The 22,331-nt window shown below is 40.6% G+C and carries 17 protein-coding genes; 2 read left to right on the top strand and 15 right to left on the bottom strand.

The annotated features are described in order from the left end of the window. Nucleotides 1-6: 6 nt before the first annotated feature. The 15 genes from U5K72_00085 to U5K72_00015 all read right to left on the bottom strand — a co-directional run bounded on the left by U5K72_00085 (nt 7) and on the right by U5K72_00015 (nt 18,076). Nucleotides 7-960 (bottom strand): hypothetical protein, encoded by a 954-nt coding sequence (locus U5K72_00085; protein ID MDZ7717205.1) that lies wholly within the window; start codon nt 958-960, stop codon nt 7-9. After that, nucleotides 957-1,976 carry a 5-dehydro-2-deoxygluconokinase gene (gene iolC / locus U5K72_00080; protein ID MDZ7717204.1) on the bottom strand — a complete coding sequence of 340 codons (1,020 nt, stop codon included), beginning with the start codon at nt 1,974-1,976 and terminating at the stop codon, nt 957-959. The genes U5K72_00085 and iolC overlap by 4 nt, the downstream gene beginning before the upstream one ends. After that, nucleotides 1,973-2,752, bottom strand: a complete 780-nt coding sequence (locus tag U5K72_00075) for a 5-deoxy-glucuronate isomerase (GenBank protein MDZ7717203.1) — start codon at nt 2,750-2,752, stop codon at nt 1,973-1,975. Before U5K72_00075 ends, iolC begins: the two co-directional genes overlap by 4 nt. Nucleotides 2,753-2,754: 2 nt before the next feature. After that, nucleotides 2,755-3,816: a Gfo/Idh/MocA family oxidoreductase gene (locus U5K72_00070; protein MDZ7717202.1), complete on the bottom strand. Its 1,062-nt coding sequence runs from the start codon at nt 3,814-3,816 to the stop codon at nt 2,755-2,757. A gap of 416 nt (nt 3,817-4,232) precedes the next feature. Beyond that, nucleotides 4,233-5,816 carry a solute:sodium symporter family transporter gene (locus U5K72_00065; protein ID MDZ7717201.1) on the bottom strand — a complete coding sequence of 528 codons (1,584 nt, stop codon included), beginning with the start codon at nt 5,814-5,816 and terminating at the stop codon, nt 4,233-4,235. Nucleotides 5,817-6,204: 388 nt separating this feature from the next. Then, nucleotides 6,205-7,299: an alkaline phosphatase family protein gene (locus tag U5K72_00060; protein MDZ7717200.1), complete on the bottom strand. Its 1,095-nt coding sequence runs from the start codon at nt 7,297-7,299 to the stop codon at nt 6,205-6,207. A 61-nt stretch (nt 7,300-7,360) separates the two neighbouring features. After that, nucleotides 7,361-8,179, bottom strand: coding sequence for a glycerophosphodiester phosphodiesterase family protein (locus U5K72_00055; GenBank protein ID MDZ7717199.1), 819 nt, complete (start codon nt 8,177-8,179; stop codon nt 7,361-7,363). A 20-nt stretch (nt 8,180-8,199) separates the two neighbouring features. Then, entirely contained in the window at nt 8,200-9,681 is a 1,482-nt protein-coding gene (locus tag U5K72_00050) for a CoA-acylating methylmalonate-semialdehyde dehydrogenase (protein ID MDZ7717198.1), read from the bottom strand. Between the two features lie 58 nt (nt 9,682-9,739). Further along, the gene (locus U5K72_00045) at nt 9,740-10,573 is read right to left on the bottom strand and encodes a DUF1080 domain-containing protein (GenBank protein ID MDZ7717197.1); all 834 of its coding nucleotides are present in this window, start codon (nt 10,571-10,573) and stop codon (nt 9,740-9,742) included. A gap of 23 nt (nt 10,574-10,596) precedes the next feature. Continuing rightward, entirely contained in the window at nt 10,597-11,523 is a 927-nt protein-coding gene (locus U5K72_00040; GenBank protein ID MDZ7717196.1) for an endonuclease/exonuclease/phosphatase family protein, read from the bottom strand. Between the two features lie 59 nt (nt 11,524-11,582). After that, the gene (locus U5K72_00035; GenBank protein ID MDZ7717195.1) at nt 11,583-13,748 is read right to left on the bottom strand and encodes a PQQ-binding-like beta-propeller repeat protein; all 2,166 of its coding nucleotides are present in this window, start codon (nt 13,746-13,748) and stop codon (nt 11,583-11,585) included. 171 nt (nt 13,749-13,919) lie between these two features. Next, nucleotides 13,920-15,479 (bottom strand): MFS transporter, encoded by a 1,560-nt coding sequence (locus tag U5K72_00030; protein MDZ7717194.1) that lies wholly within the window; start codon nt 15,477-15,479, stop codon nt 13,920-13,922. A 124-nt stretch (nt 15,480-15,603) separates the two neighbouring features. Beyond that, nucleotides 15,604-16,431 carry a phosphatidylinositol-specific phospholipase C/glycerophosphodiester phosphodiesterase family protein gene (locus tag U5K72_00025; protein MDZ7717193.1) on the bottom strand — a complete coding sequence of 276 codons (828 nt, stop codon included), beginning with the start codon at nt 16,429-16,431 and terminating at the stop codon, nt 15,604-15,606. A gap of 29 nt (nt 16,432-16,460) precedes the next feature. Beyond that, complete coding sequence (locus tag U5K72_00020; protein ID MDZ7717192.1) at nt 16,461-17,276, bottom strand: endonuclease/exonuclease/phosphatase family protein; 816 nt, start codon at nt 17,274-17,276, stop codon at nt 16,461-16,463. Nucleotides 17,277-17,341: 65 nt separating this feature from the next. Continuing rightward, the gene (locus U5K72_00015) at nt 17,342-18,076 is read right to left on the bottom strand and encodes a DUF1080 domain-containing protein (GenBank protein ID MDZ7717191.1); all 735 of its coding nucleotides are present in this window, start codon (nt 18,074-18,076) and stop codon (nt 17,342-17,344) included. Between the two features lie 610 nt (nt 18,077-18,686). On the opposite strand from U5K72_00015, the gene U5K72_00010 reads away from it, so the two are divergent. Together U5K72_00010 and U5K72_00005 are read left to right on the top strand one after the other, a co-directional pair. Next, entirely contained in the window at nt 18,687-19,853 is a 1,167-nt protein-coding gene (locus U5K72_00010; protein ID MDZ7717190.1) for a phosphatidylinositol-specific phospholipase C1-like protein, read from the top strand. A 48-nt stretch (nt 19,854-19,901) separates the two neighbouring features. Then, nucleotides 19,902-21,995 carry a metallophosphoesterase gene (locus tag U5K72_00005; GenBank protein MDZ7717189.1) on the top strand — a complete coding sequence of 698 codons (2,094 nt, stop codon included), beginning with the start codon at nt 19,902-19,904 and terminating at the stop codon, nt 21,993-21,995. Nucleotides 21,996-22,331 lie beyond the last annotated feature (336 nt).

Raw genomic sequence — 22,331 nt, 5'->3', positions numbered from 1 at the left:
TGATAATTACAATGCAGGAACTTTATTTCCGTGTACCACTTTGCCAATAGATTCAGCCATATCCAACGGCTCAGAGTCTTTTGGGTACAACATATTTCGGCCTATCATCGTCCCCCGAACCTGTAATCCTGTATCCAATGCCTTTTGAATATTACCTAAGAATGCTTCTTTCGATCGGCTCTTCCCACCACCTAAAATCACCGTTGGAAGGGTCGTGGATGCAACAACGCGGTTAAACTGTTCTGTAAACGGTATTTTCAGCCATACATTCCTGCTGCTGTCCCCCAATGCCGAAGACACGGTGATCAATTGAATCAACTTGTCCGGGTCGGAAACAACTTTATAACCGCCCTCCGAAGGTTCAACTGGAAGTGGTTCAACAAAGATCGGGCGATTAATCCTATTCATATCCCGAATGCCCCCGGCACAATACTGAATAGTTTTCAGAGAGTTTTTATCGCCAAAATTGACTCGAAGCAACAATTTAGCGGCATCAATACCATACTGCTCACAGGTATCGGCATTTGTCCCGGTAATCGGATCATCCAATTCCCAGGCTGATCCGGGAAGTCCCCCCCTGTTTAAACTGACAATTAAAAGTTTGTTGTCAAGAAATCCGTTTCCCTGCTCACTTTTTAATCCGTGCAAAATCAGCAGCTCTTCCAGGATATCCATTGTACCTAATACGCCATCCACCCACTCAGACTGTAGGATCTGAGTCAGTCGTGCCAGCAGATCATGACGGTCAGCCATCGCCAACGGATCATTCCCCGCTTTCAAACTTCCACGGGCCGGATGATCCGCCGCAACAATATTTAAATTTTTTGTTTGAACAAATCCTTCACGTCGTTCTCGTTTTGAGGCAACCGTTAACGAATATTTTGGATTTTGTAACCGTCTTTTGGTTATCTGCGTGAATAAATTTGTTGAGATGATCTTTTCTTTATCGAAGGAACTCATAGTCCGCCATGTTCTTTTATAAATGATTGTATGTTTTCCTGGGTCGGCATAAAATTGGCACATCCGTGCTGGGTAACCAGGTAGGCTCCGCAGGCATTTGCAAATCGAACTGTTTTATACCAATCCCAGTTATTTAAAAAGCCATAAAATAGTCCTCCGGCAAATCCGTCCCCGGCTCCAAGGGTGTTCACTACTTCTACGGGGAATCCGGGGACATGGATTTTCTCATTATTTCCATGTTCATAAATATAGCATCCATCAGTTCCCGCTTTCTGAAACAGCCGTTTGGGACCTTTCTGTAGCAGTGTTTGTATACTTTCAAGCAGATCGGCTTCTACCCTGGATTCATTCACTTGCGAGTGCTCAATCTGCGCTTTACCGGTTCCTTTGTAAGCGGCTGCTTTAATTTCGGTAGAAGTTCCAATCAAGTAATCTACCGAAGACAATACCGAGCGAACGGCTGATCCAAAGGTTTGAATATCCGGCCACTGATCAGCCCGAAAATCAATATCCAGAAATACAGCTACATCATGTTCAGCTGCAACCTCTGCCGCATATATGGTAGCGGTTCGGGAGGGTTCTTTGCTTAACCCTGTTCCGCTGATTAACAGAGCTTTGAATTTTTCAATAGGAATGTTCTGTACATCTTCAATTGTCAGTGCAATATCGGCACAATTATCCCGGTAATAAACCAGTGGAAATTTATCCGGCGGTTCAATCCCTAAGATAACTGCGCTGCTCCGACGTCCTGGTTTGCGAACGGTATATCGACGGTCTATATCTTCATTATCAAGGAAGTTCAGGATAAAATCGCCAACAGGATCTTCTCCCACACCGGTAAAAAGTGAGGACTTGACCCCCAGCCTTCGAGCCGCGGTACTAATATTGGTCGGACATCCGCCAACAAACGCAGAAAACTCCGTGATCTGCTCGAATGGTGCACCAATGTCATTTGAGTAGAGATCGATACAGCTTCTACCCATGCAAAGAAGATCGTATGATGGTTCGTCAGTCATTCGTCCACAAATTCAGGTTGCGTATTTACATCACCCCAGGATCGTTCCATCGACGGATCCAGCGTTGCCATAATCCAGACAAAATTAATGGGGTATCCCGGAATAGCCACATTTGGGTGATACCCTTTTTTGATCACAACCGCATCATTGTTATAAACCGGTCCAAGATATTCGGGGGTCTCGATATCCTCATACACAAGCTGTATTCCAAACGACGGTGGAGGCATTTCGAAGTATAAATAGATCTCCTCCTTGGTCGCCGCGTGTTCGTGCGGTGCCCAACTTGTCCAGTTTCCCTCCTTGCTGAAAATCAATCCACATAACAATCTTTTTGCAGGTACATTTTTATCAATCAAACGATGAATTTTTCGATGACAGCCATCAAATCCAAGATCCTGGGTTAATTCTTCGTCTTCATTCAGCTCAGCAAACGGAACGAAAACGGCAGAGCCAGTTTCATCGGATGGTGCTGTACATTCCACCAGGTCAAAATTGCTGCCTGTTTTAATCGTTCCCTCATTTCCGGGCGGTACAAAAAGCGTATCGTAGGGCTTCATTGAATGGGAATCACCATTCAGCGTAACTTCCCCTTCTCCGGCTAAACAGATCAAAGCTGATTCAAAATCAGGATTGCTATATTCAACTTCCGATTCTTCAGCATTTAAAATTATCCTGGCATAGCCAAGACTCTCCAGTTCAGAATTTTCCGGAGTGATAATCCAGTTCCTGCCATTTTGATCAGCTGTGTTTTTAAACAGTACATTTTTTTTACTCATACTCAATTCACCATTTTTTCTTTGGTTTCAAATTTCGATTCGAATTCCATTTCTGAATTGTTGATAACTACCGGTTGCTTCTCTTCAAAGGAAGATCTGGCGGCATGACCAACCAGCAAAGCACGCTCCCCATCCTGAATAGTTATGGACGGTTCCTCCTCTGCCACTGCTTTATCTACAAAATCTTTCAACTGTGTAATATATGACTTTTCAAATCGCTCCATGAAGAATGGTACCGTATCATGCGTGATGGCATTTTTCTTCATCACATAAATAGGTGTTTCTCGCAGATACCCAACCTGAATGGTACCCTCGGTCCCCAAAATTTCTGTTTTTATATCATAGCCATAGATACCACTTCGGCTCATATCAACAGATCCAAGAGTACCTGATTCAAAAGTAACATTTGTGATGGCGTTATCTATTTCGTTGATCGATTCCATCTCGGGATATTTCAACCGATTTCCAATGCTGTAAACCTCAGAAACATCCCCCATAAACCACCGGGCCAAATCAAAGTCATGAATTCCCATATCAAGAAAGAGCCCGCCGCTTTTCTTTGGATCGGCAAACTCCAGGCTGGGTCGTTCCGGGTCACGTGATGTAGCTTTAAAAACAATCGGATCACCAATTTCACCATTTATTATACGTTTTTTAGCCGCTGCATATCCGCTGTCGAACCGACGCATAAATCCCATGTGGAAAAATACGGCTTTCTTTTCAACAGCCTCCTTCATTTCGATTGCTTCCTCAAGGGAGATAGAGAGAGGTTTTTCGCAGAAAATCATCAACCCCCTTTCGGCTGAATCAATGACAATATCTTTGTGCGTACTTGTGGGACTTGCAACTACAACCGCCTGGAGTTCATCCAGTTCAAGCATATCTCTATAATCGGTAAACCAATGTTTAATACCAAAATCAACGGCAGTTCCCGTGGCTTTTTCCTCATCTGCATCCACTACTGCCAGAACATTTGCTCGCGGTATTTGATAAGACAGATATTCAGCATATAGACTCCCGAGTCGCCCCAACCCGACAATTCCTATATTGATTTTTGAGTTCATAAAAGTCTCCTTTAAAATAGTTTAAGTTATTCATCAAGGGTTTCAGACGTCGCAGTTTAATATTAACTGAATTACGTTGATTAACATCACCGTTAATTAACTGAAAAGCATTTTGTAATTAATTTGTTTGTGTAACTCCACCAATTAATTAAAATGTAAGATTCTGTTTTGCGACGCCTACTAACAAAAAAGGTATATGCAAAAAGAAAGTTTCCAGATGAGTTTTAAAAAGTGTTTTCAGAACTTTTTAAAACAGTAAACAATAGTAATGAAAACGTTATCATTTTAATCAAAAATTGTACTATAGTCAAATAAACATCCAGATTAATCCATTATTTCAAACTCGCTTTTAAATATAATTTTAGAACAAAATTTAACCATCTTGATTTTTTCATATGAATGAAATGATGTCTTTATCAATTTGGCGGACCCCACAATAGGATGTAGATTCCGATGGTTACTAAAATGAGAAAAATAGACACGCCTTTTGCATATTTCCATTCACTAATGTCAACCACTTCAACATCGGTAATCTTGAATTCTTCTTCGACCGGATAAAAATATGATACGATATACATAATTATGATCATTCCAACGAACATAATCCCCCATACATGAACAAAATGAATTCCAATATCTACGGCTAATTCTGTAATTCCATAAAAAACCATACCTATAATCAGTGCAACTTTGACGCCGGCAGCCGAGATACTTTTCAAGAAAAAACCGGCAATAATTGCCGTACCCAGTGGTACAAAAAATAAGCCGTTCAGAGTTTGAAGTAATTGATAAATCCCTTCTGGTGCATAGGCCATAAACGGGGCCACAAAAATTGCAAATACTGCAACAATTGTAGAAACCAATGTACCCACGGTTACCATCCTCTTCTCACTTGCATCTTTATTGATATATATTTTATAGATATCTATGGTATAAATTGTGGCGGCACTATTTATAACACTATTAAAGGTACTCAAAACAGCTCCCATAAAAACCGCTGCAAAGATGCCAATAAAAAATACCGGCAGCACTTCATGAATCATCATAGGATAAATAAAATCCTGATTTTCATATAAGGTATCCCCGAAATAGTAAAAACCAATTACGCCCGGTAATGCGATAATAACGGGAACAAGGAGCTTGAAAAGCCCTGTAAGTAATAATCCCTTTTGTGCAGAAGCTAAATCTTTGGCACCCAGCGCACGTTGTATAATAGATTGATGCATACTCCAAAAATATATCTGATTGATCACAAGACCGGTAAATATTGCACTAAAGGGAAGTACAGAATCAGGAGCTCCAACGATACTAAATTTTTCTGGGGCATGGGTATAAACCGTGTCAACTCCACTTAGTAAATTACCATTACCAATTTCCCAAAGAGCCAGAATGGGTATCAATAATCCGCCTATAATCAAGCCGATACCATTCACGGTATCCGCTACGGCTACAGCCTTTAAACCACCAAGTATAGAATATAATGCGCCGATAACTCCAATGGTAACTACGAGAATCCAGATACTTTGCTGATGGGTTACGTCTAAGACCTCGGATATCTCGAAAATCCCTTCAAAATTAATAGCCCCCGTATATAAGACAATCGGCAGAAGTGTAAACACGAAAGAAAATACCAATAAGACTGCAGCCAGGCTTCTGGTCGCCCGATCAAATCGTAGCTCAAGAAATTTCGGGATGGTTGAAAGTCCCATTTTTAAATAACGGGGTACCAGGTAGAGCGCCCCGAAAATCAATCCTATAGTGGCCGTTGTTTCCCAACTTATAATAATCATGCCGTTTTTATAGGCCGAACCGTTCATCCCTATAAGATGCTCGGAGGAGATATTTGTCAGCATCATAGAACCGGCAATCACCCCGGCACTGAGTGATCTGCCTCCCAGGAAATAGCCGTCAGAAGTATATAAGTTTTCACCCCGTAACTTATACCAGGAATAAATAGCCACGAATAAGGTAAATCCCACGAAGGAAGTAAGTATCCACATTGACGTATCCTTTTATATTTATAAGCAGTTTATAACTTTCGATCTCAGTCTATGATCCAGGTTTCAACACCTGCTTTGTTATGCGCTGGAACAAAACAGCATGTCTTCTATCAACACATAATTAATGCATTTACCAGAAACATTTTCAATAGCACACTTTGATAATTATCTTCAAATCTAAGTCACTAAGAAAGCGCTTTTTTATATTTTTATAAAGCCCGGCAAGACCAATCATGATTATTACTTATGCATCTGATTGAAAACGTTTCCATTTTAATCAAATAAAATTGGCTTGTCAAATTTATCTCGGCGAATGTTTATGTGAAAAAACATTATTTAATAAGGTTCAAAGCAGATATTTTAATGAAAGATACCCTGTAGTAAGTTTTTAATGTTTAACTATTGTTTCAATCACTTCACCTACGGGTTTTTTATTCCGGTAATCCAGGCCTAACAAATACGCAACTGTTTTTGCAATTTGGGTCTGGTAAATAGCGCCACCATTGCTGATCTCCCCAAGATCCGGTGTATCCGGACCGATAGCGGCTATCCAAATTTCATCAGCCCCATCAATATCACTTCCGTGATGTCTCCATGTTTCAATTGGCATGGTTCCCCTCCCGTGATCTGTTGTAATGATAAACGTTGTCTTATCTCGATATGATTCATGATTTTGCACAAACTCCCATAAATCAGATATAAATTCGTCTGTTTGCCGGGCCGATCTTATGTAAGCTTCATAATTTCCGTCATGAGCAAAATCATCCGTCTCTCCATAAGCGATATAAAGTAGTCTGGGAGTCTCTTTTTTTAATCTCTCCAGGGCATAATGGTGGGTGAATGCATCGAGCCGAACCGAACTCCACGGGCTTGGGATTTGGTGAATTAATTCATTCAGGAATATTTCACGATCGGTTAGATTCTCCCCTTCAACAGGCTCAAAACCAGCGTTTACTGGGATTCCGCTTCTTTTACTATTGATGATATATGGAAACACATCCCAGGACCCAAAAGCAGCTACCTTACCATTATACTCTGGCTGATTGTTAATAAATTCAAGTACAGTAGTATTAGGATTCCAGATTTTATCATTGCTGTCAATTTCTTCATCAACATAGCCTGTTAAAATTTCACTGTATCCGGGATATGAAAAGTACAAGCCATTTGTAGCCAGCACCTGGCTTCCAAGTTCTTGATTGCCATATAACTGTCCTTCTTCAGCGATAGTATTCCAAAAATATGGCATCAGTTTTTCTCTTCGTACAGCGGGATCTTCATCCCAAAAACGTTGTCTGAGATCTTCGCCATTTTCGACATAATCCTCGTGGATCATCAATTTTTTATCAATCCCGGAAAATAGTTCCTGCCAGCGCAATCCATCCAGTGAAATTAAAATTACGTTTTCGGTTTTCAGGGTTGGCTGTGCAAATACCGTAATACTAATACCGACCAGTATTATGAATAATAAACAGGTTCTGATCATATCTGGAAAAATTGATTTGAATTATGTTTTGTATGAGTTGAATATGTTGATATAGATGAAATCATTCTGCGTAAAACAATGGCTCATAAAATGAATCTATTTGATAATAGCGCACACCCAATACCATCAGCCGATCCACATCCTGGCGGGCACCTTCCCAAACATCAGTGCCGGCTTGCCGATACCTGAAAACGTTTATGGCAGCTACAACCGTTACGCCAAGTTCATTTGCTTTTTTGATCATCGATTCATCCAGGTTGCTTCCCAGATCAAAGAGATGATACACATGTTTTACATCCACCCCGTTGTTCCTTTCTTCTATCAGCTTCTCAAAATCGGCCGATAGTGAGACTTTATTTTTGAAATACGCCTGTGCTTCCGATCCGCTTAATACAAATGTATCTGAGAGAAGGTCGTAGCGATCCAATATCTGTTCGATTTTTTTGTAATAATCTTCTCCGTAGTGATTTCCTTTTACATCGAGCATCAGGCCCGCTTGGCCTTCCACCTTCTGTACAACTTCCTCAAACAGTAAGGGCCGATGACCATCCTTTTTTGATCTCAATTGTTTGATCTCACTCCAGTGCATCTCTGCAACAGCTCCGGAATGCTCATAATCCTTTTCAAACGTCGGGTCATGTTGCACAATGATTCGTCCGTCTCGTGTTTTTCGCAGATCCACCTCCAACATCCTGTATCCACGATGTATTGCCTCTTCCATGGCTGACGCTGAGTTTTCGGCTCGATGTTCATCCACAACTCCTCCCCTGTGGGCAATGAGATTTGCCTCAAGTTCCCCATTTTCCTGCCCGAAAAGATGCCCGGGCAGGATCAGGAGAAACATCAGGAGTACGGCCGAAATCTGAAAACGATTATACATAATCATAATTCATGTCGAGTTTAAAAAACGCGGCCCCAATCGCGAATCCAGCGCTCCACAACTACTTTGGTCTGTGTATAAAACTCAACGGCATGGCTTCCCTGGGCATGCAGATCACCAAAAAAGCTCTCCTTCCATCCGCTAAAGGGAAAGTAAGCCATGGGAGCAGCTACACCAATATTGATGCCGATATTTCCAGCCGTTGCTTCATATCGAAACTGCCGTGCAGATGCCCCACTGCTTGTAAACAGACATGCCATATTTCCATACTCGTGAGAGTTAATCAATGCAATCGCATCGTCAATGGTATCCACATGCATCAAGCCAAAAAGAGGTCCAAATACTTCCGTTTTCGCTAAAGAACTCTCGGGCGAAATATCGTCGATAATTGTCGGGCAACACCAGTTCCCATTTTTGTAATTGTCCACGGTTTTACCACGTCCATCCACCAAAACTCTTCCGCCTTCTTTTTCGCCGGTCTCTATAAACGTTTCCACCCGCTCTCGGCTTTCTGGAGTAATGACCGGCCCCATTTCTGTTTCTTTTTCTAACCCGTAACCGACTTTTAAATTTGCAGCCTTTTCTGTGATAGCATCCGTAAACGGTTCCCGGGCATCACCAACGGTTACAGCCAGCGAGTTTGCAAGACAACGCTGGCCGGCACAGCCAAAAGCTGAATCTCCGACAATTCGGGAAGTCATATCCATCTCAGCATCGGGCAGAACAATAACCATATTTTTTGCCCCGCCCTGTGCCTGCACTCGTTTTCCGTGAGCCGTCCCTGTACTGTAGATTTTTCGTGCCACCGCTGTAGAACCCACAAAACTGATCGCTTTGACGGCCGGGTTTTCCAATAATTCATCAACAGCTTCTTTATCGCCATTGACAAGTTGAACCACACCTTTGGGCAGATCCAGCATATCGAGCAGCTTGAATATGTACTGTGTCGACATCGGCACTTTTTCGCTTGGTTTCAAAATAAAACAGTTACCACTTGCTATTGCATAGGGTAAAAACCAAAGTGGAATCATTGCGGGGAAATTGAATGGCGTAATTGCCGTGACCACACCCAGCGGCTGGCGAATCATATGTTCGTCAACTCCGGTTGCAATATCTTCATTATTATAACCCTGCATAAGCGTTGGCATTCCGCAGGCATTCTCCACGTTTTCAATACCCCGGCGGATTTCGCCCACACTTTCTTTGTACGTTTTTCCACACTCATTCGTGATAATTTTTGCAAGATCATCGATATGATCTTCCAATAAACTTTTGAAGTGAAACAGGTATTGTATTCGCTTTGTTACAGGTGTTCGGCGCCACTCATAAAATGCTTTATCAGCAACTTCTACAGCTTCTTTCACATCACTTTTACCGGATAGATAAACCGTACCGATCTTCTCCATATTGGCAGGATTCGTTACCGATAATTCTTTTCCCGATTCAGGTTGCTTCCAGCTTCCGCTTACATAATTGACTATCGCGTTATTCTTATCTTTCATCTGTTTTTATAGTTAATTTAAAAATTGAAATCAGTTTATTTTCTATCAAAGGTATTTTTTACAACTCTTTGATTTGAATATTTTTCCAGCGTACTTCATCTCCCCACCATGTATCGGTTCCGTGTACCTGAAGCGCAATATGTCCCTCATCTCCCACGGTTTGATACATTTCTTCCTTATCAAAATCAGGATTCTTACTACCGGCTGCATCGAACTTGCATATCTTTGTACCGTTAATCCATGTCGTAATAATCGGATATTTGCCTTCACACCGGATTTTGAGCGTATTGAAATCGTTTAATTTCCATGCAGTTCTCCATTCCTCGGCTGTACATGCATACCGTAATGGGTTTTCATCGTATCCTTCATAGGGTGTAAACGGTCTCATCTCCAGATCAACTAATTCATCTCCCTCAAAAACACCATCATATCTAAAAGGTTCTGTACGCCATCCACCTGTGCTTTGTCCATATATAAACCCCACAATACCTCCGTTATTTGGTTCACTGTGATAATCCACATATACCTGGTAAGACTCACCGCTTGGCTGAGATCGCAAAAATACTCCTGAATCGCATCCCCAGCCTGGTTTCACATCGATTAGCAATTCAAAATCACTATAGGTCTTGTCCGTAAGTAATATTCCGCCGTTTCCAGAACCGGGAGGTTCCTGCTCCGCTATGATCATTTCATCCTGCACGGTCCATCGGGCTCCGTTTTTATGCCAACCATCAAGAGATTTTCCATCAAACAGAGAAACATATCCATCTTCCTTTGAATGGGAATGTCTATCTGTTTGATGGGACCCTAAAAAAATTGGTGACAATCCCAGACCGGTTGTAAATGCTGCCGATGATTGTAAAAACTGACGTCGATTTATCATATTTTTCATGATTGATAGAGGTTTTGTTGGAATTAAGGCTGACTGAGTACAATTTCTGCCAGTACAGGAAGGTGATCGGATGGAAAATGTCCATCTCTAACATCTGCAAGTATACCGTGATAGGTCACTTTAAATCCATCATTTACAAAAATATAGTCGATACGGCGGTCCGGCCGGATCTCTTCAAATCCATTGGAAGTAGATGTTGGGCCATGATGGCCATTTTCAGAATGATAAAAGCCATCATATAGCACCAAATCCGATCCCTCTCTATCGGTTTCGGTTAGGATGCTGTATGGTTCCCGATCATCGGTTGTATTAAAATCCCCGGTCAAAACAACGGGTTCATCCCCGGCAATTTCTTCAATTTTTTCTACAATCAGCTTCGCGCTGTTTATTCTGGCTTCCACGCCCCGGTGATCAAAATGGGTGTTGAACAGATAAAAATTTTCATTATTTACGTTATCTCTGAAGTAGGCCCATGTAACAATTCTTGTAATGGCTGCATCCCAACTCTTGCTTCCTGTTACATCTGGTGTTTCTGACAACCAAAACGTTTCGGTTTTAATCGGCTCAAACCGATTTGCCTTGTAATAAATAGCACTAAATTCACCCGCTTCCTTACCATCATCCCGTCCAACGCCAACACGATCAAATTCTCCGAGAAATCCGTCCAGATCATGAAGTTGATGAACCAGTCCCTCCTGGATTCCAATAATATCTGATTTGTGAAATTGTATGGTACTTGCCACAAAATCCTTGCGATTGGGCCATGCATCAGGCCCGTCCTCAGGATTATCGTATCGGATATTGAAGGACATCACACGAATGGGTTCAATTGCAGAAGAGGTTGCATTTGATGTCTCAAAATTTTCACTCTTTTCACAACCTGTAACTGTAAATAAAGCAGCCATTACTAATATGAATAGATACTGTAATAATGTGATGGATTTTTTCATAATTAGCGATATTAAATTTGAATTAATAGAGTTTTCTGAAGATTGATTGAAATTACATATTAGTCTGACAGAGCAAATACTACAAACAGATCGCTTGTTGGAGTTGATAATTGTCCACTATGACCTTCCGAGCAATATTTACAATTCCCACCCACACCGAGTGCAATATACTGCTTTCCTTCAATTTCATACGTACTTGGGGTAGCAAAAGCGCCCGTTTCCAATTCCGTTTCCCATAAAATTTCACCTGTATCTTTATCAAATGCCCGAAACATTTTATCACGGGTGGCAGCAATAAAAACCAACCCTCCTGCCGTGTTGATAGGGCCTCCAAGATTTTGAGTGCCCGTTGGCGGAATACCTCTTTCAGTCAGCTCCTTATATTCCCCCAAAGGAACCTGCCACAGAATTTCACCTTTATTCAGATCAATGGCATTCAGTGTTCCCCATGGCGGTTTAATGGCTGGATACTCTTCATCATCTCTGAATTGATAGTAGTTTTGATGGATATAGGGCGACATCACTTTCTCATTTCCACCATCGGCTTCTGCAACCTCACGTTCTTTTTCAAATAAGTATGCAAGCAGGGCATTCAGATCGTTATCTACTACGGATGCCATCGCCGGCATTCCTCCTTTTCCTTCCCGGATGATTGTCGTCACTTCCTGCTCCGTCAACCTCTCTTTAATATCAACAAGACCTGGTGCCGGAGCAACGCCTTTCCGGTCAATGCCATGGCACGCGGCACAGGTAGCCGTATACACATACTCGCCGTAGGATGACATATTCGCCCGGAGGCCCTCTGTTTCTACCATAGAAATAACGTACGGAATATTATTTGCGTTGATGTAAAGAATGCCTGATGCAGGATCCACTGAAGCCCCTCCCCACCAGGCACCACCATGGAGACCCGGCATAAAAATGGTTCCTTCGCCTTTTCCCGGAGGATCATATAATCCCCTGGCACTGAATTTTTTAAACTCTTCACGGGCCCATTCATTTTTTTCGTATGATAGATCTGTAAGATCTTCGATGGTTAATCCCTGACGTGAAAAAGGCTTTGGCTTTACGGGAACAGGTTGCGTAGGCGATGCCTGTTCGCCAATCAGAGATGACTCCGGAACCGGCATCTCTTCAATAGGAAATAATGACTCACCGGTTTCGCGGTTCAACACGTATACCATTCCGGTTTTGGTTACCTGGGCCACGGCATCAATATATTCTCCGTCGTGGGTCACAGTAATCAAGTTTGGACGTGTAGGAAGATCATAATCCCAGATATCGTGTCGGATCGTCTGAAAATCCCAAATCAACTCACCTGATTTTGCATCCAATGCAATAACGGACGTACTAAATCTATTTGAACCGATACGGTCGCCGCCATAAAAGTGATAGGAAGGTGCACCCGTGGGTATAAATACCATTCCGCGTTCTTCATCGAGGCTCATTCCTCCCCAGCTATTGGCCCCTCCGGACGTTAGCCACGCATTTTCCGGCCACGTTTCATAGCCCGGTTCTCCCGGATGTGGAATGGTATGAAAAATCCATTCAATTTCTCCGGTTAAAACATTATAAGCGCGAATATGGCCCGGTGCATTTTGCTGTGGACCTTCAGGGACGCGGCTTCCCATGATCAACAAATCTTCGAAAATTATTCCCGGAGATGTCGCGCTAACCGACAGTTCCTGCCAGGGTTCACGGTCCAGACCTTTTCTCAGATCCACTCTTCCATTTTTACCAAAACTCCGAATTTGTTCACCTGTTTTTGCATTCAGAGCATACAGGTAGCTCCCTCTTGTAAATAGAATTCTATCCTCTTCATCACCTTCCCAATATACAACCCCCCTGTTTTGATGCTCCGGGCCTTCTGCATCAAATACCCATTTTTCTTCACCTGTTTTTGCATCCAAAGCTATAACTTTCAACGATGGTGAACTGATGTACATCACTCCATTTACCACAATTGGATTGGCTTGGATTGTGGACTGATCTGTATTATCTCCGGTACGATACTCCCAGACTACTTCCAGTCTATGTACATTCTCTTTGTTGATCTGATCGAGTGATGAATATTTGGTATTCGCCTTATCACCACCTGTAACCTTCCAATTTATATAGTTCTCACTCTCTAAAGCTCTTGCTGGTTCGCTATCGGAACCGGTACAAGATATAAATAGAACCATTGTACAGATGAACCATACAGATAATCGGGCACTTACTGACATATATGCTTTATATGTATATGTTATTTCTTTTGACCAGGAAATTCTATTTGGATTAACTTTGCATATCAAAGCGTTTATAATTAGTCTTATCAGTTTATTTAATAACAACTGATAAACCTGTTACCCTGTAAGTTCTTTTCTCCATCGGTAGGATTACTTACAATGTTTACTTTACAATTTTGAGATCTTATAACCGCCTTTTCGTTTGTCATTGATATATACGCCCAAAAAGATCAATGCCAATAAAAAGGCCGCCGGAGCGATGTATAAAAACGACATTCGCCCCCCGTAGTTATCTGCCGGTCGAAGCACTGCAAAAGCACGGTCTGTTAAATCGCTTTCCTGAGATATGGCCGCATCCAACAAAGCCCGCAAAGCTTCTGGTGTATGCTCCGTATCAAAAGATCCGTTCTGCTCGTAATAGGCCAACGCTTGTTCGGCCTGGCTTAGAATATTCTCCAGGTCTGTGCGGGTATAGCCTAACTCCTGTATCTGTTGCGGGTCGCCCTCGGCCTGCTCGGCAATGGCTATGTATTCGGGGAAGCGCTGATCGATCTCCTGCAGGATCTGAACAGTTTTCTGCTCATCCAGGGCATCCGGCAGGTATTGATCCGCAATCCCTCCCATAATGGCATTAGAAGCTCCAGCCCCAAAAAATCCCATTCCCATCAGTAAGACGATTCCCAGCGATCCCGCCCTCGGAAATCGTTCGCTCATCAATCCTACCATCGTTGGAAAATGGAAGGCGATCCCGGCCGCATACACCGTGGCTGCAATCATTAATATCAACAGTCCGCTTTCAAAAAAGGCAAAAAGAAGCAGCCCGATGCCTGTCAGAAGAGAACCGGCAAACAGCATCCCGGGAGGCGAAAGCCTCTCCACAAACGGGCCGGCAAAAAATCGCAGCAGCATCATAATTCCGCTGATCCAGGCAAACACCAGGATGCCATGTACACCGGCAGCCTGCAGCACCTCCGGAATCCACCGGCCAGGCCCCAGTTCCAGTGACAGGGTGATCATCTTCAAAATGATTAGTGCCCATACCAACGGATGAGTAAATGTATACTTGAACATCTCTTTGATAGGTATTCCCGCCTCACGGGTCAAAGTTGGAGGAAACTTCACCGGCAGCAGCAGATATCCGTAGATCAGTACCGGAATGTAGACAATTGCAATCTGAACACTCCAGTGACCGATATTGATTCCACCTAAACTGCCAACCTGGACCATTGCCCAGCCCAGTACGCCTCCAAATACCATCCCTCCCGGAAAAAAAGCATGAAAATGATTGAGTTTGGTTGTTTTATTGTCCGGAAAAAGTGCAGCCGTCAGATTGTTCCCTACTACTTCAATCAAACCGTTTCCTAAACCGAACCCCACCGCACCGAGGAACAAAATCCAAAATGCATAGGAAGCACCACTAAATCCGTATGCAGCCAGGAATAATGTAACACCACTAAGGTGCGCTATAAATGCTCCCTTCACGGAGGTTTTAAATCCAATTTTTTCCAGTGTTGGTCCAATCAGTAATAACGAAAGCGCCATTCCCCACAGGGCTGCTCCGCCGATGTAACCGACTTGTGCGTTCGTGAGAAGAAATTCGGTTTTGAGCTGTTGCAAGATGTTGCTAACCAGTACAAAAGTAAACGCTGTCGGCAGCAACGCCAGGCAGATCCCCGTAAATATCCGACTTCGCTGGATCCCCGCTAATGTGTTTTCTGATTGATTCATAAATTGGCTGTTATTTGGTTATGGAACAAACAGGGACATAATTCAATAAATCCCTACTATTCTGTTTAATGTTTTGTAGTGGATTTCAATAAAAAACTATCCAATAGGTATTTAAAGAGATTCATCACAGTTCATCATAATTCTCATCAAGAAACTCTTTCATTCTTTCGATATCATCTACATTTATGACATCAACCCCGTTTTCTATTAGAGTACTCCAAACATTTTCGTCATCAATTGTACCCCAAAAACGTATTAATTTATCTTCTTGATGTGCTCTGGAAACATACGTGCGAAGTTTTTCAAGTTCATCATTTGGCATTTCTCCATTTCCATCCCAGGAGAAATAATTTGACCAATTATCACTAATTAATGGATAAAGATCTGAAGAAAAATCCATACCCAAATTCGATATTCGACCATCAAGAAAAATAATTCGGTTGGCTACATCTACCTTTAATTCAGGTCGATTTCCAGATATAAGAAGACGGATTGGGCCATCTATCCATCGGCCGGATTCTTTCCGATAGAAATATTCTTTGTAATTTTCCAGAAGATCTAAAAGGGTTCGATATGTAGAATCAGCTTCCGTTTTGATATCTACAATCAGATAAAATGGAAGAGAATCACCAGGCAAAACCTCTCCGTTATTTTGCTTGATAAATTTGACAAGCGGCTGTAGGTATAGATCCTCCAAAAGCGGAGTTCCTTCAATATTTTGGGGGTGGTCATGAGTTACATACAATTCCTCATCAATCAAATGAACGTCAACCTCAATCATTTGGAATCCATGATTCAGAGCTCCAAATAGCGGTTCTTCTTGTTCATAATCATTATGAGACCAAAGGTAGAGACTATCATCAGAGTAGTTTGATACCTCTTCTTTTTCTTTACAGGCTGTAAACAAACTCAAAGAAAAACCTATAATCAGAAGGATGAAAAAATGCTTCATATTTAAACAAAGTTATGATTTTAAATTTTTTACTCCGGTTTGATACGGATACGCGCCCATACCGGTTTATGATCAGAAAGCGGTTGTTCCATCTCTATAATAGATCCATCTGTTGCTTCTGCTTTATCCGGATTATACATAATGTGATCAATTACATTTCCATTACCTTCATCTTCAGCTTCGAGTGCATTATGTGTATTTTTATTTGTGACATCTATTCCCAAATCATCCCAACTAAAATCAAGTTCTGCATCTTTAAACATTTCATGGTACATACTTTCTGAATTATCATTTGATGGGATAAAGTTGAAATCACCGATTACAATTGAAACTTCATCTGTTTGTTTTTCTTTCAGGTAGTCCACAAAAGATGAAATTTTAGCTGTTGTTTCATCAATATGTGCCTGATCTCTCCAGCCAAATGGAAAGTGTACGGAATAAATTGCTATCTCTCGTCCATCAATCATTGTTCTTGCTTCTGTAACGGTATGAAGTGTATCAGTCATTAAAAACTCTTCAATATTATATAAAGGTGTTCTACTGATTATACTTTTATACTTATCATCGTGTCCTGCAGTTGTATACTGTCCTACAACAACATGATCCATGTCAAGAACCTCAGCAACTTCATTTGTCCAGTTGCCACCCGGTGCTTCAGAAAAACCAACAATATCCAGATTGTATTCTTGAAGTGCCTCCCCGATTTCACTTGCAGTTGCATTTCTGCTTACCTCCACATTGTAAGCGGCAATATTTAGTTCAACGGGATCTGACTTTTGCGTTTCGCTATTGCATGAAAATGTCAGAATGCAAAGAGAAATCATTAATAGTTTTCGTGGTTTCATATTCTTGAAAGTTTGTAACCAGATTTTTTCATTGTGTAGAAATTGAATCTTTCAATTCCAAAAAATTATAATTCCCGCACCCATATATTTCTGAACGCAAGAGGATGACCAGACCCCTGAATGTATAGGGGTAATTTGTCAGCGTGTTTTTCATAACTTGGGAGGCCTGTTAAAATAGTGGGGCCTTTTACTTCTACATGGTTGTGTATAAAAACACCGTTATGCAAGACCGTCATATAAGCCGGTTTAAGTAACTTTCCATCTTCTCTGAAAACAGGAGCTTCAAAATAGATGTCATATTTTTGCCAGTCTCCGGCTGGCAATGAAGCATTTACTTCGGGAGGGTACTGTTTATAGATCGCTCCTGCCTGACCATTGGTATATGTGGGATTATCATATGTATCTAAAACCTGAACCTCGTAAAGCCCTTGTAGAAAAATCCCGCTATTCCCCCTGCCCTGTGATTCGCCATCTACATTTTCGGGAATACGCCATTCCACATGTAACTGAACATCACCAAAAGATTTTTTTGTTGTAATGCCACCGGTTTTTGGCTCTGCTATTAATAGGTCATCCTGAATCTGCCACTCATTCGATTCCCATTGCGACATATCTTTTCCATCAAACAAAACCAGTGCATCGGATGGAATTCCGTTGTTTTGATTTTGATACACTTTTTCAGGAACAGGATCCCAAGTTTCAGTGTGTTCCGGTTGCCACTCGGATAAATTATTCTGTGACCAAAGTGTAGAATGAATTAAAATCTGAGTTACAAAGAGAATAAGTATCTTAATATTCATATGGTAAAGCTCAAATACGTTCTGTTTTACAGTAATAATATTTCTGAAGATATGAAAACGTTTTCTAATAGCAACTTTTTTGCTGTTTTTATGTAAAATAAATCAGTAGTATCCAGCTCATTTTAAGTAATCAATATAAAATTTGTTTTTACTACTACGATTTCAAAACACTAAGATGTAAGATGAATAGAAGCGCTTTATCACTCCCATTATTTTTAAAACTGGCAAGATTTATTTGTTAAATTGAAATCGTTTTCATTACTTGAATGAATAATTTTACTTTAAATATCAAACGATTTATATCAACTATCAGATCCTGATTTATCAATTTAGACTAAATCAATCACTGGCGTTCATTTACATTATTATTGATTTGTTATCTAAATCAGTACATAATTACTGATGAATTTCGTAGGGTTTTTCCAATCCCCCAAGAAGCTATTGATTTAGCTAATTCGGAGCCAGGATACTTAGAACAAAACCCAGGTTATTAATCCATCACACCGATTTAATAACCTCAAAGCCCGTCAGATGGAATTAAAATCTATTGGCGGGCTTTTCTTTTTTTAAAAATTTCATGTAAAATTTTAAGCAAATGTATTTTCTAAAAATGTCTCTCAGATTTTCGATTCTCCTGCTAATCTCGATTATGGGTTATGGATGTTCGGGTAACCAGGATGATATATCGGGTTCAAATATCAATTGTGATATAATCACGGCCGATAATGCGGATCAATGTATTCGTCTGAATCATGTCCAGGTACTCGGTACTCATAACAGTTATAAGCGTCTCCCCCACCCTGATCTTATTACCGCGTTAAATAATCACTTAGATGGTTGGGCAAAAGATATTGAATACGAGCATAAACCTTTAGCTATTCAGCTCGAAAATCTCGGTATTCGTCAGTTTGAATTAGATCTGTATGCTGATCCGAATGGCGGCCGATATGCTAAGCCATCCGGAGCTGTTTTAATAGATGATGAAGAATTTCTTGAATCAGAAGAGATGATGCAGCCAGGATTTAAAATTATCCACATTCCTGATGTCGATTACCGGTCAACCTGCCTCACGTTCAAATCGTGTCTGACAGATATTGGCGACTGGTCTGATAAAAATCCCAATCATTTGCCCATCATGATTATGGTGGAAGCAAAAGATGGAGAACGCCGTGATTGGGAAGCAATGAAATTTGTTAAACCTATCGCTTTTAATACTTCTTTAATGCATGAAATTGATAACGAAATTCTTGAGGTATTTGAACCCAATCATATCATCACTCCTGATGATGTTAGAAATAATTATGATACATTAACTGAAGCTGTTCAAGATGAAGGCTGGCCAACACTTGCAGAAAGTCGGGGAAAGGTGCTATTTGCACTTGATAATACTGATGAACATAAATCGATGTACCTCAAAGGAAATCCAAACCTGGAGGGTCGGGTTATGTTTGTAAGTTCTGTACCAGAAGAACCAACAGGTGGTTTTATCAAAATGAATGATGCTTTACGTCAAGCTAATTTAATAAAAGAACGTATATCTCAGGGATATCTTATAAGAACAAGAACAGATTCTCCAACAAACGAAGCCCGTTCGGGAAGTACGAAACGAATGGAAATTGCTTTCGAAAGTGGTGCACAATACCTTAGTACAGATTACCCGGAAGTTAGCCCTTTCGGTTCAGGATATATCGTAAGATTTCCGAATACCGATGGAATTGCTCGCTGTAATCCTATCAGTGCTCCAATAGGTTGTCAAAATCTTTTTCTCGAAGAATAATAGCACATTCATAAATTCAAACAATATATTTACAACCATCTTTTATTTATGAGATTTTCATCAGTTTTTCTGTTTTTCTTTTCTATTATCATTTTTTTGTGTAAAAGTATTGAAGCGGAATCTCAGTCAAAAACTATTTCAACTCCTCAATTTGAAATTGCATTTATGCCGGATATACATTTCCATGATGTTTTTTCAGATTTTAGCAATGACGGATTTCAAGGTTTAAGGACCGAATATAATGGTCAGAACAGAACAGCTTCAATCCGTACAATGGAAGCCCAGCTTACTTCAACAAGATTGTTTAACGAAAACTATTTTGCTTTTGTAGCTGCATTGGATGATGCCGTCAAGCGGGGTATCAAATTAATTGCCCTCCCGGGAGATTTTAGTGATGATGGACAACCGGTTCACATAAAGGGTTTGGTGGAAATTTTAAACCGTTATCAAAACAAATATAACCTGAAGTTTTTTGTAACACCGGGAAATCATGATCCGGTTCGTCCCTTCACAATGGAAGCTGGAGAAAGTGATTTTTTAGGAACAGATGGCAGGCCGCAGCCAATATATTCTAATAACCATCGGCGGTGCAGTGACCAATCATCCTATTCTCCACAGACATCTCATTCAACTGAACCGGCACCTCACACTGTTGTTTGCAGTGATAAGATCAAAAATCTTGGCTATCAGGATTTGTTTAACTTGATGGGGGAATTTGGACTAATACCAGATCAGAATACTATCTATTATGAAACTCCCTTTTCAAGATATCAAGATGGTCGGAATTCGATTTCACAAGAAGTAAATAATTTCAGCTTTGAACAGCGTCAATATGAAATCTGCCATGAAGGATCAGGAGGTCAATATAAACAGGCTAACTATACGAATTGCCAACAAGTAATGGATATGAGTTATCTCGTTGAACCAGTAGAAGGACTTTGGCTGCTGGCTATCGATGCAAATGTTTATATCCCTCACAAGGAAAATAATTCCAATCCTGCAAGAAATTTTTCGGGCTCCGGTAATACCGGTTACAACAAATTAATCACTCATAAAAAACATTTGTTAGAGTGGATAACCGATGTTTCAAACAGAGCTGAGAAAAAAGGGAAAACATTGATTGCATTCAGTCATTTCCCAGCTGTTGATTTCTATAATGGTGCAAAACCCAAAATTGAACAATTATGGGGGGAAAATGAATTTCAATTGACACGTGTACCAAAAGAAAATACAAGTATCACACTTGCAAGAACCGGGTTAAATTTTCACGTGGCGGGCCACATGCATATGAATGGAACATCTATTGTACGAGACTCTTTGTCCGGCAATGTATTGACAAACATCCAGGTGCCATCAGTAGCGGCCTACGTTCCTGCGTACAAAATTGTTCGAACGACAGATGAAGCCCAAAATCAAGTTGAAGTAGAAACGATAATTATTGAGAATGTCCCCAACTTCGATACGCTTTTTCCACATTACAAAGATGAGTGGAACTACCTGAACAGCATTGGTTATGATAGATTATGGGATAAATCTGTTTTAGAATCTAAAAACTATTCTGAGTTTACAAATTGGCATATTAAAGAACTATCCAGATTACGTTTTTTGCCAGGAGAGTGGCCGGACGATGTTAGATCTCTGCTATCAGGTATGACAGGGTTAGATATGCTAATTGCAACTCAACTACAAAGTTCTGTATTATTCGCAGACTATAAGAGGTGGCTGAAAAATAGTAATTCAGATATCGAAAACATGACCACCAATTTTTCTCATGATTGGAATAAAGCCAAAACAAAAGCAGATCTCCTTGCCCAGGAAGCAGGGTTTAAACTTTCAGATTTTGAAAATTGGAATGGAACAGATTTGAGTGTTGATTTTTACAGGTTAAGAAATGCCGGGGAACTGGCAATGCCTGATATAACTATAAAAAGATTTAATCAATACATATTTATTGCTAAAACTCTGTTTGAATCAACGATAAAAATTTCTACCAACCAAAATACTCAACAAAAATTTCATGAAACTTTTAAAGAAAAGTTCAGAACTGTTTTCGAGGTAATGTCTATTTTCAAAAATCGCTTGCCTGATGATACATTTCAAGTAAATCTCAAGACTGGCAAAATCAAAAAACATATCAAATAAATAATGATTCATAGAAGGGTTTTCAAAACCGTGGTTATCGGTCAATCTGAACTCGATTCAGATTCTCCATTCGTCTTAATAGCCAGTATTTGGAGATCCTGAAACAAGTCTGCCTGCGCTAAGCTTCGGCGGACAGGTTCAGGTTGACAGTCAGAGTTTTGCAAAGCCTTCTCATATATCTTCAAATGAATTGTTTTATCTGATTCGAAATAAGAGTAAAGGGTAGCTACTCAAATTTAGCAATCTTACATCTTCTGATAGGTATTAAAGTACCAACAAATACTAAGTATTTATTCAAAGGAGCTTCTTCAGACCTACATTAAATGAAATAGGATG

This window comes from Balneolaceae bacterium, from assembly GCA_034521495.1.
Taxonomy (GTDB): Bacteria; Bacteroidota; Rhodothermia; order Balneolales; family Balneolaceae; genus Rhodohalobacter.
The sequence above is the reverse complement of the archived record's forward strand: the minus strand, read 5'-3'. Positions and strand labels throughout refer to the sequence as shown.

What these genes read in the sequence shown, in the direction of transcription:
- U5K72_00085 (MDZ7717205.1), bottom strand. Translation starts at nt 960, where the DNA reads ATGAGTTCCTTCGATAAAGAAAAGATCATCTCAACAAATTTATTCACG.
- U5K72_00060 (MDZ7717200.1), bottom strand. Translation starts at nt 7,299, where the DNA reads ATGATCAGAACCTGTTTATTATTCATAATACTGGTCGGTATTAGTATT.
- U5K72_00070 (MDZ7717202.1), bottom strand. Translation starts at nt 3,816, where the DNA reads ATGAACTCAAAAATCAATATAGGAATTGTCGGGTTGGGGCGACTCGGG.
- U5K72_00040 (MDZ7717196.1), bottom strand. Translation starts at nt 11,523, where the DNA reads ATGAAAAAATCCATCACATTATTACAGTATCTATTCATATTAGTAATG.
- U5K72_00065 (MDZ7717201.1), bottom strand. Translation starts at nt 5,816, where the DNA reads ATGTGGATACTTACTTCCTTCGTGGGATTTACCTTATTCGTGGCTATT.
- iolC (MDZ7717204.1), bottom strand. Translation starts at nt 1,976, where the DNA reads ATGACTGACGAACCATCATACGATCTTCTTTGCATGGGTAGAAGCTGT.
- U5K72_00030 (MDZ7717194.1), bottom strand. Translation starts at nt 15,479, where the DNA reads ATGAATCAATCAGAAAACACATTAGCGGGGATCCAGCGAAGTCGGATA.
- U5K72_00020 (MDZ7717192.1), bottom strand. Translation starts at nt 17,276, where the DNA reads ATGAAACCACGAAAACTATTAATGATTTCTCTTTGCATTCTGACATTT.
- U5K72_00045 (MDZ7717197.1), bottom strand. Translation starts at nt 10,573, where the DNA reads ATGAAAAATATGATAAATCGACGTCAGTTTTTACAATCATCGGCAGCA.
- U5K72_00005 (MDZ7717189.1), top strand. Translation starts at nt 19,902, where the DNA reads ATGAGATTTTCATCAGTTTTTCTGTTTTTCTTTTCTATTATCATTTTT.
- U5K72_00075 (MDZ7717203.1), bottom strand. Translation starts at nt 2,752, where the DNA reads ATGAGTAAAAAAAATGTACTGTTTAAAAACACAGCTGATCAAAATGGC.
- U5K72_00055 (MDZ7717199.1), bottom strand. Translation starts at nt 8,179, where the DNA reads ATGTATAATCGTTTTCAGATTTCGGCCGTACTCCTGATGTTTCTCCTG.
- U5K72_00050 (MDZ7717198.1), bottom strand. Translation starts at nt 9,681, where the DNA reads ATGAAAGATAAGAATAACGCGATAGTCAATTATGTAAGCGGAAGCTGG.
- U5K72_00015 (MDZ7717191.1), bottom strand. Translation starts at nt 18,076, where the DNA reads ATGAATATTAAGATACTTATTCTCTTTGTAACTCAGATTTTAATTCAT.
- U5K72_00010 (MDZ7717190.1), top strand. Translation starts at nt 18,687, where the DNA reads ATGTCTCTCAGATTTTCGATTCTCCTGCTAATCTCGATTATGGGTTAT.
- U5K72_00025 (MDZ7717193.1), bottom strand. Translation starts at nt 16,431, where the DNA reads ATGAAGCATTTTTTCATCCTTCTGATTATAGGTTTTTCTTTGAGTTTG.
- U5K72_00035 (MDZ7717195.1), bottom strand. Translation starts at nt 13,748, where the DNA reads ATGTCAGTAAGTGCCCGATTATCTGTATGGTTCATCTGTACAATGGTT.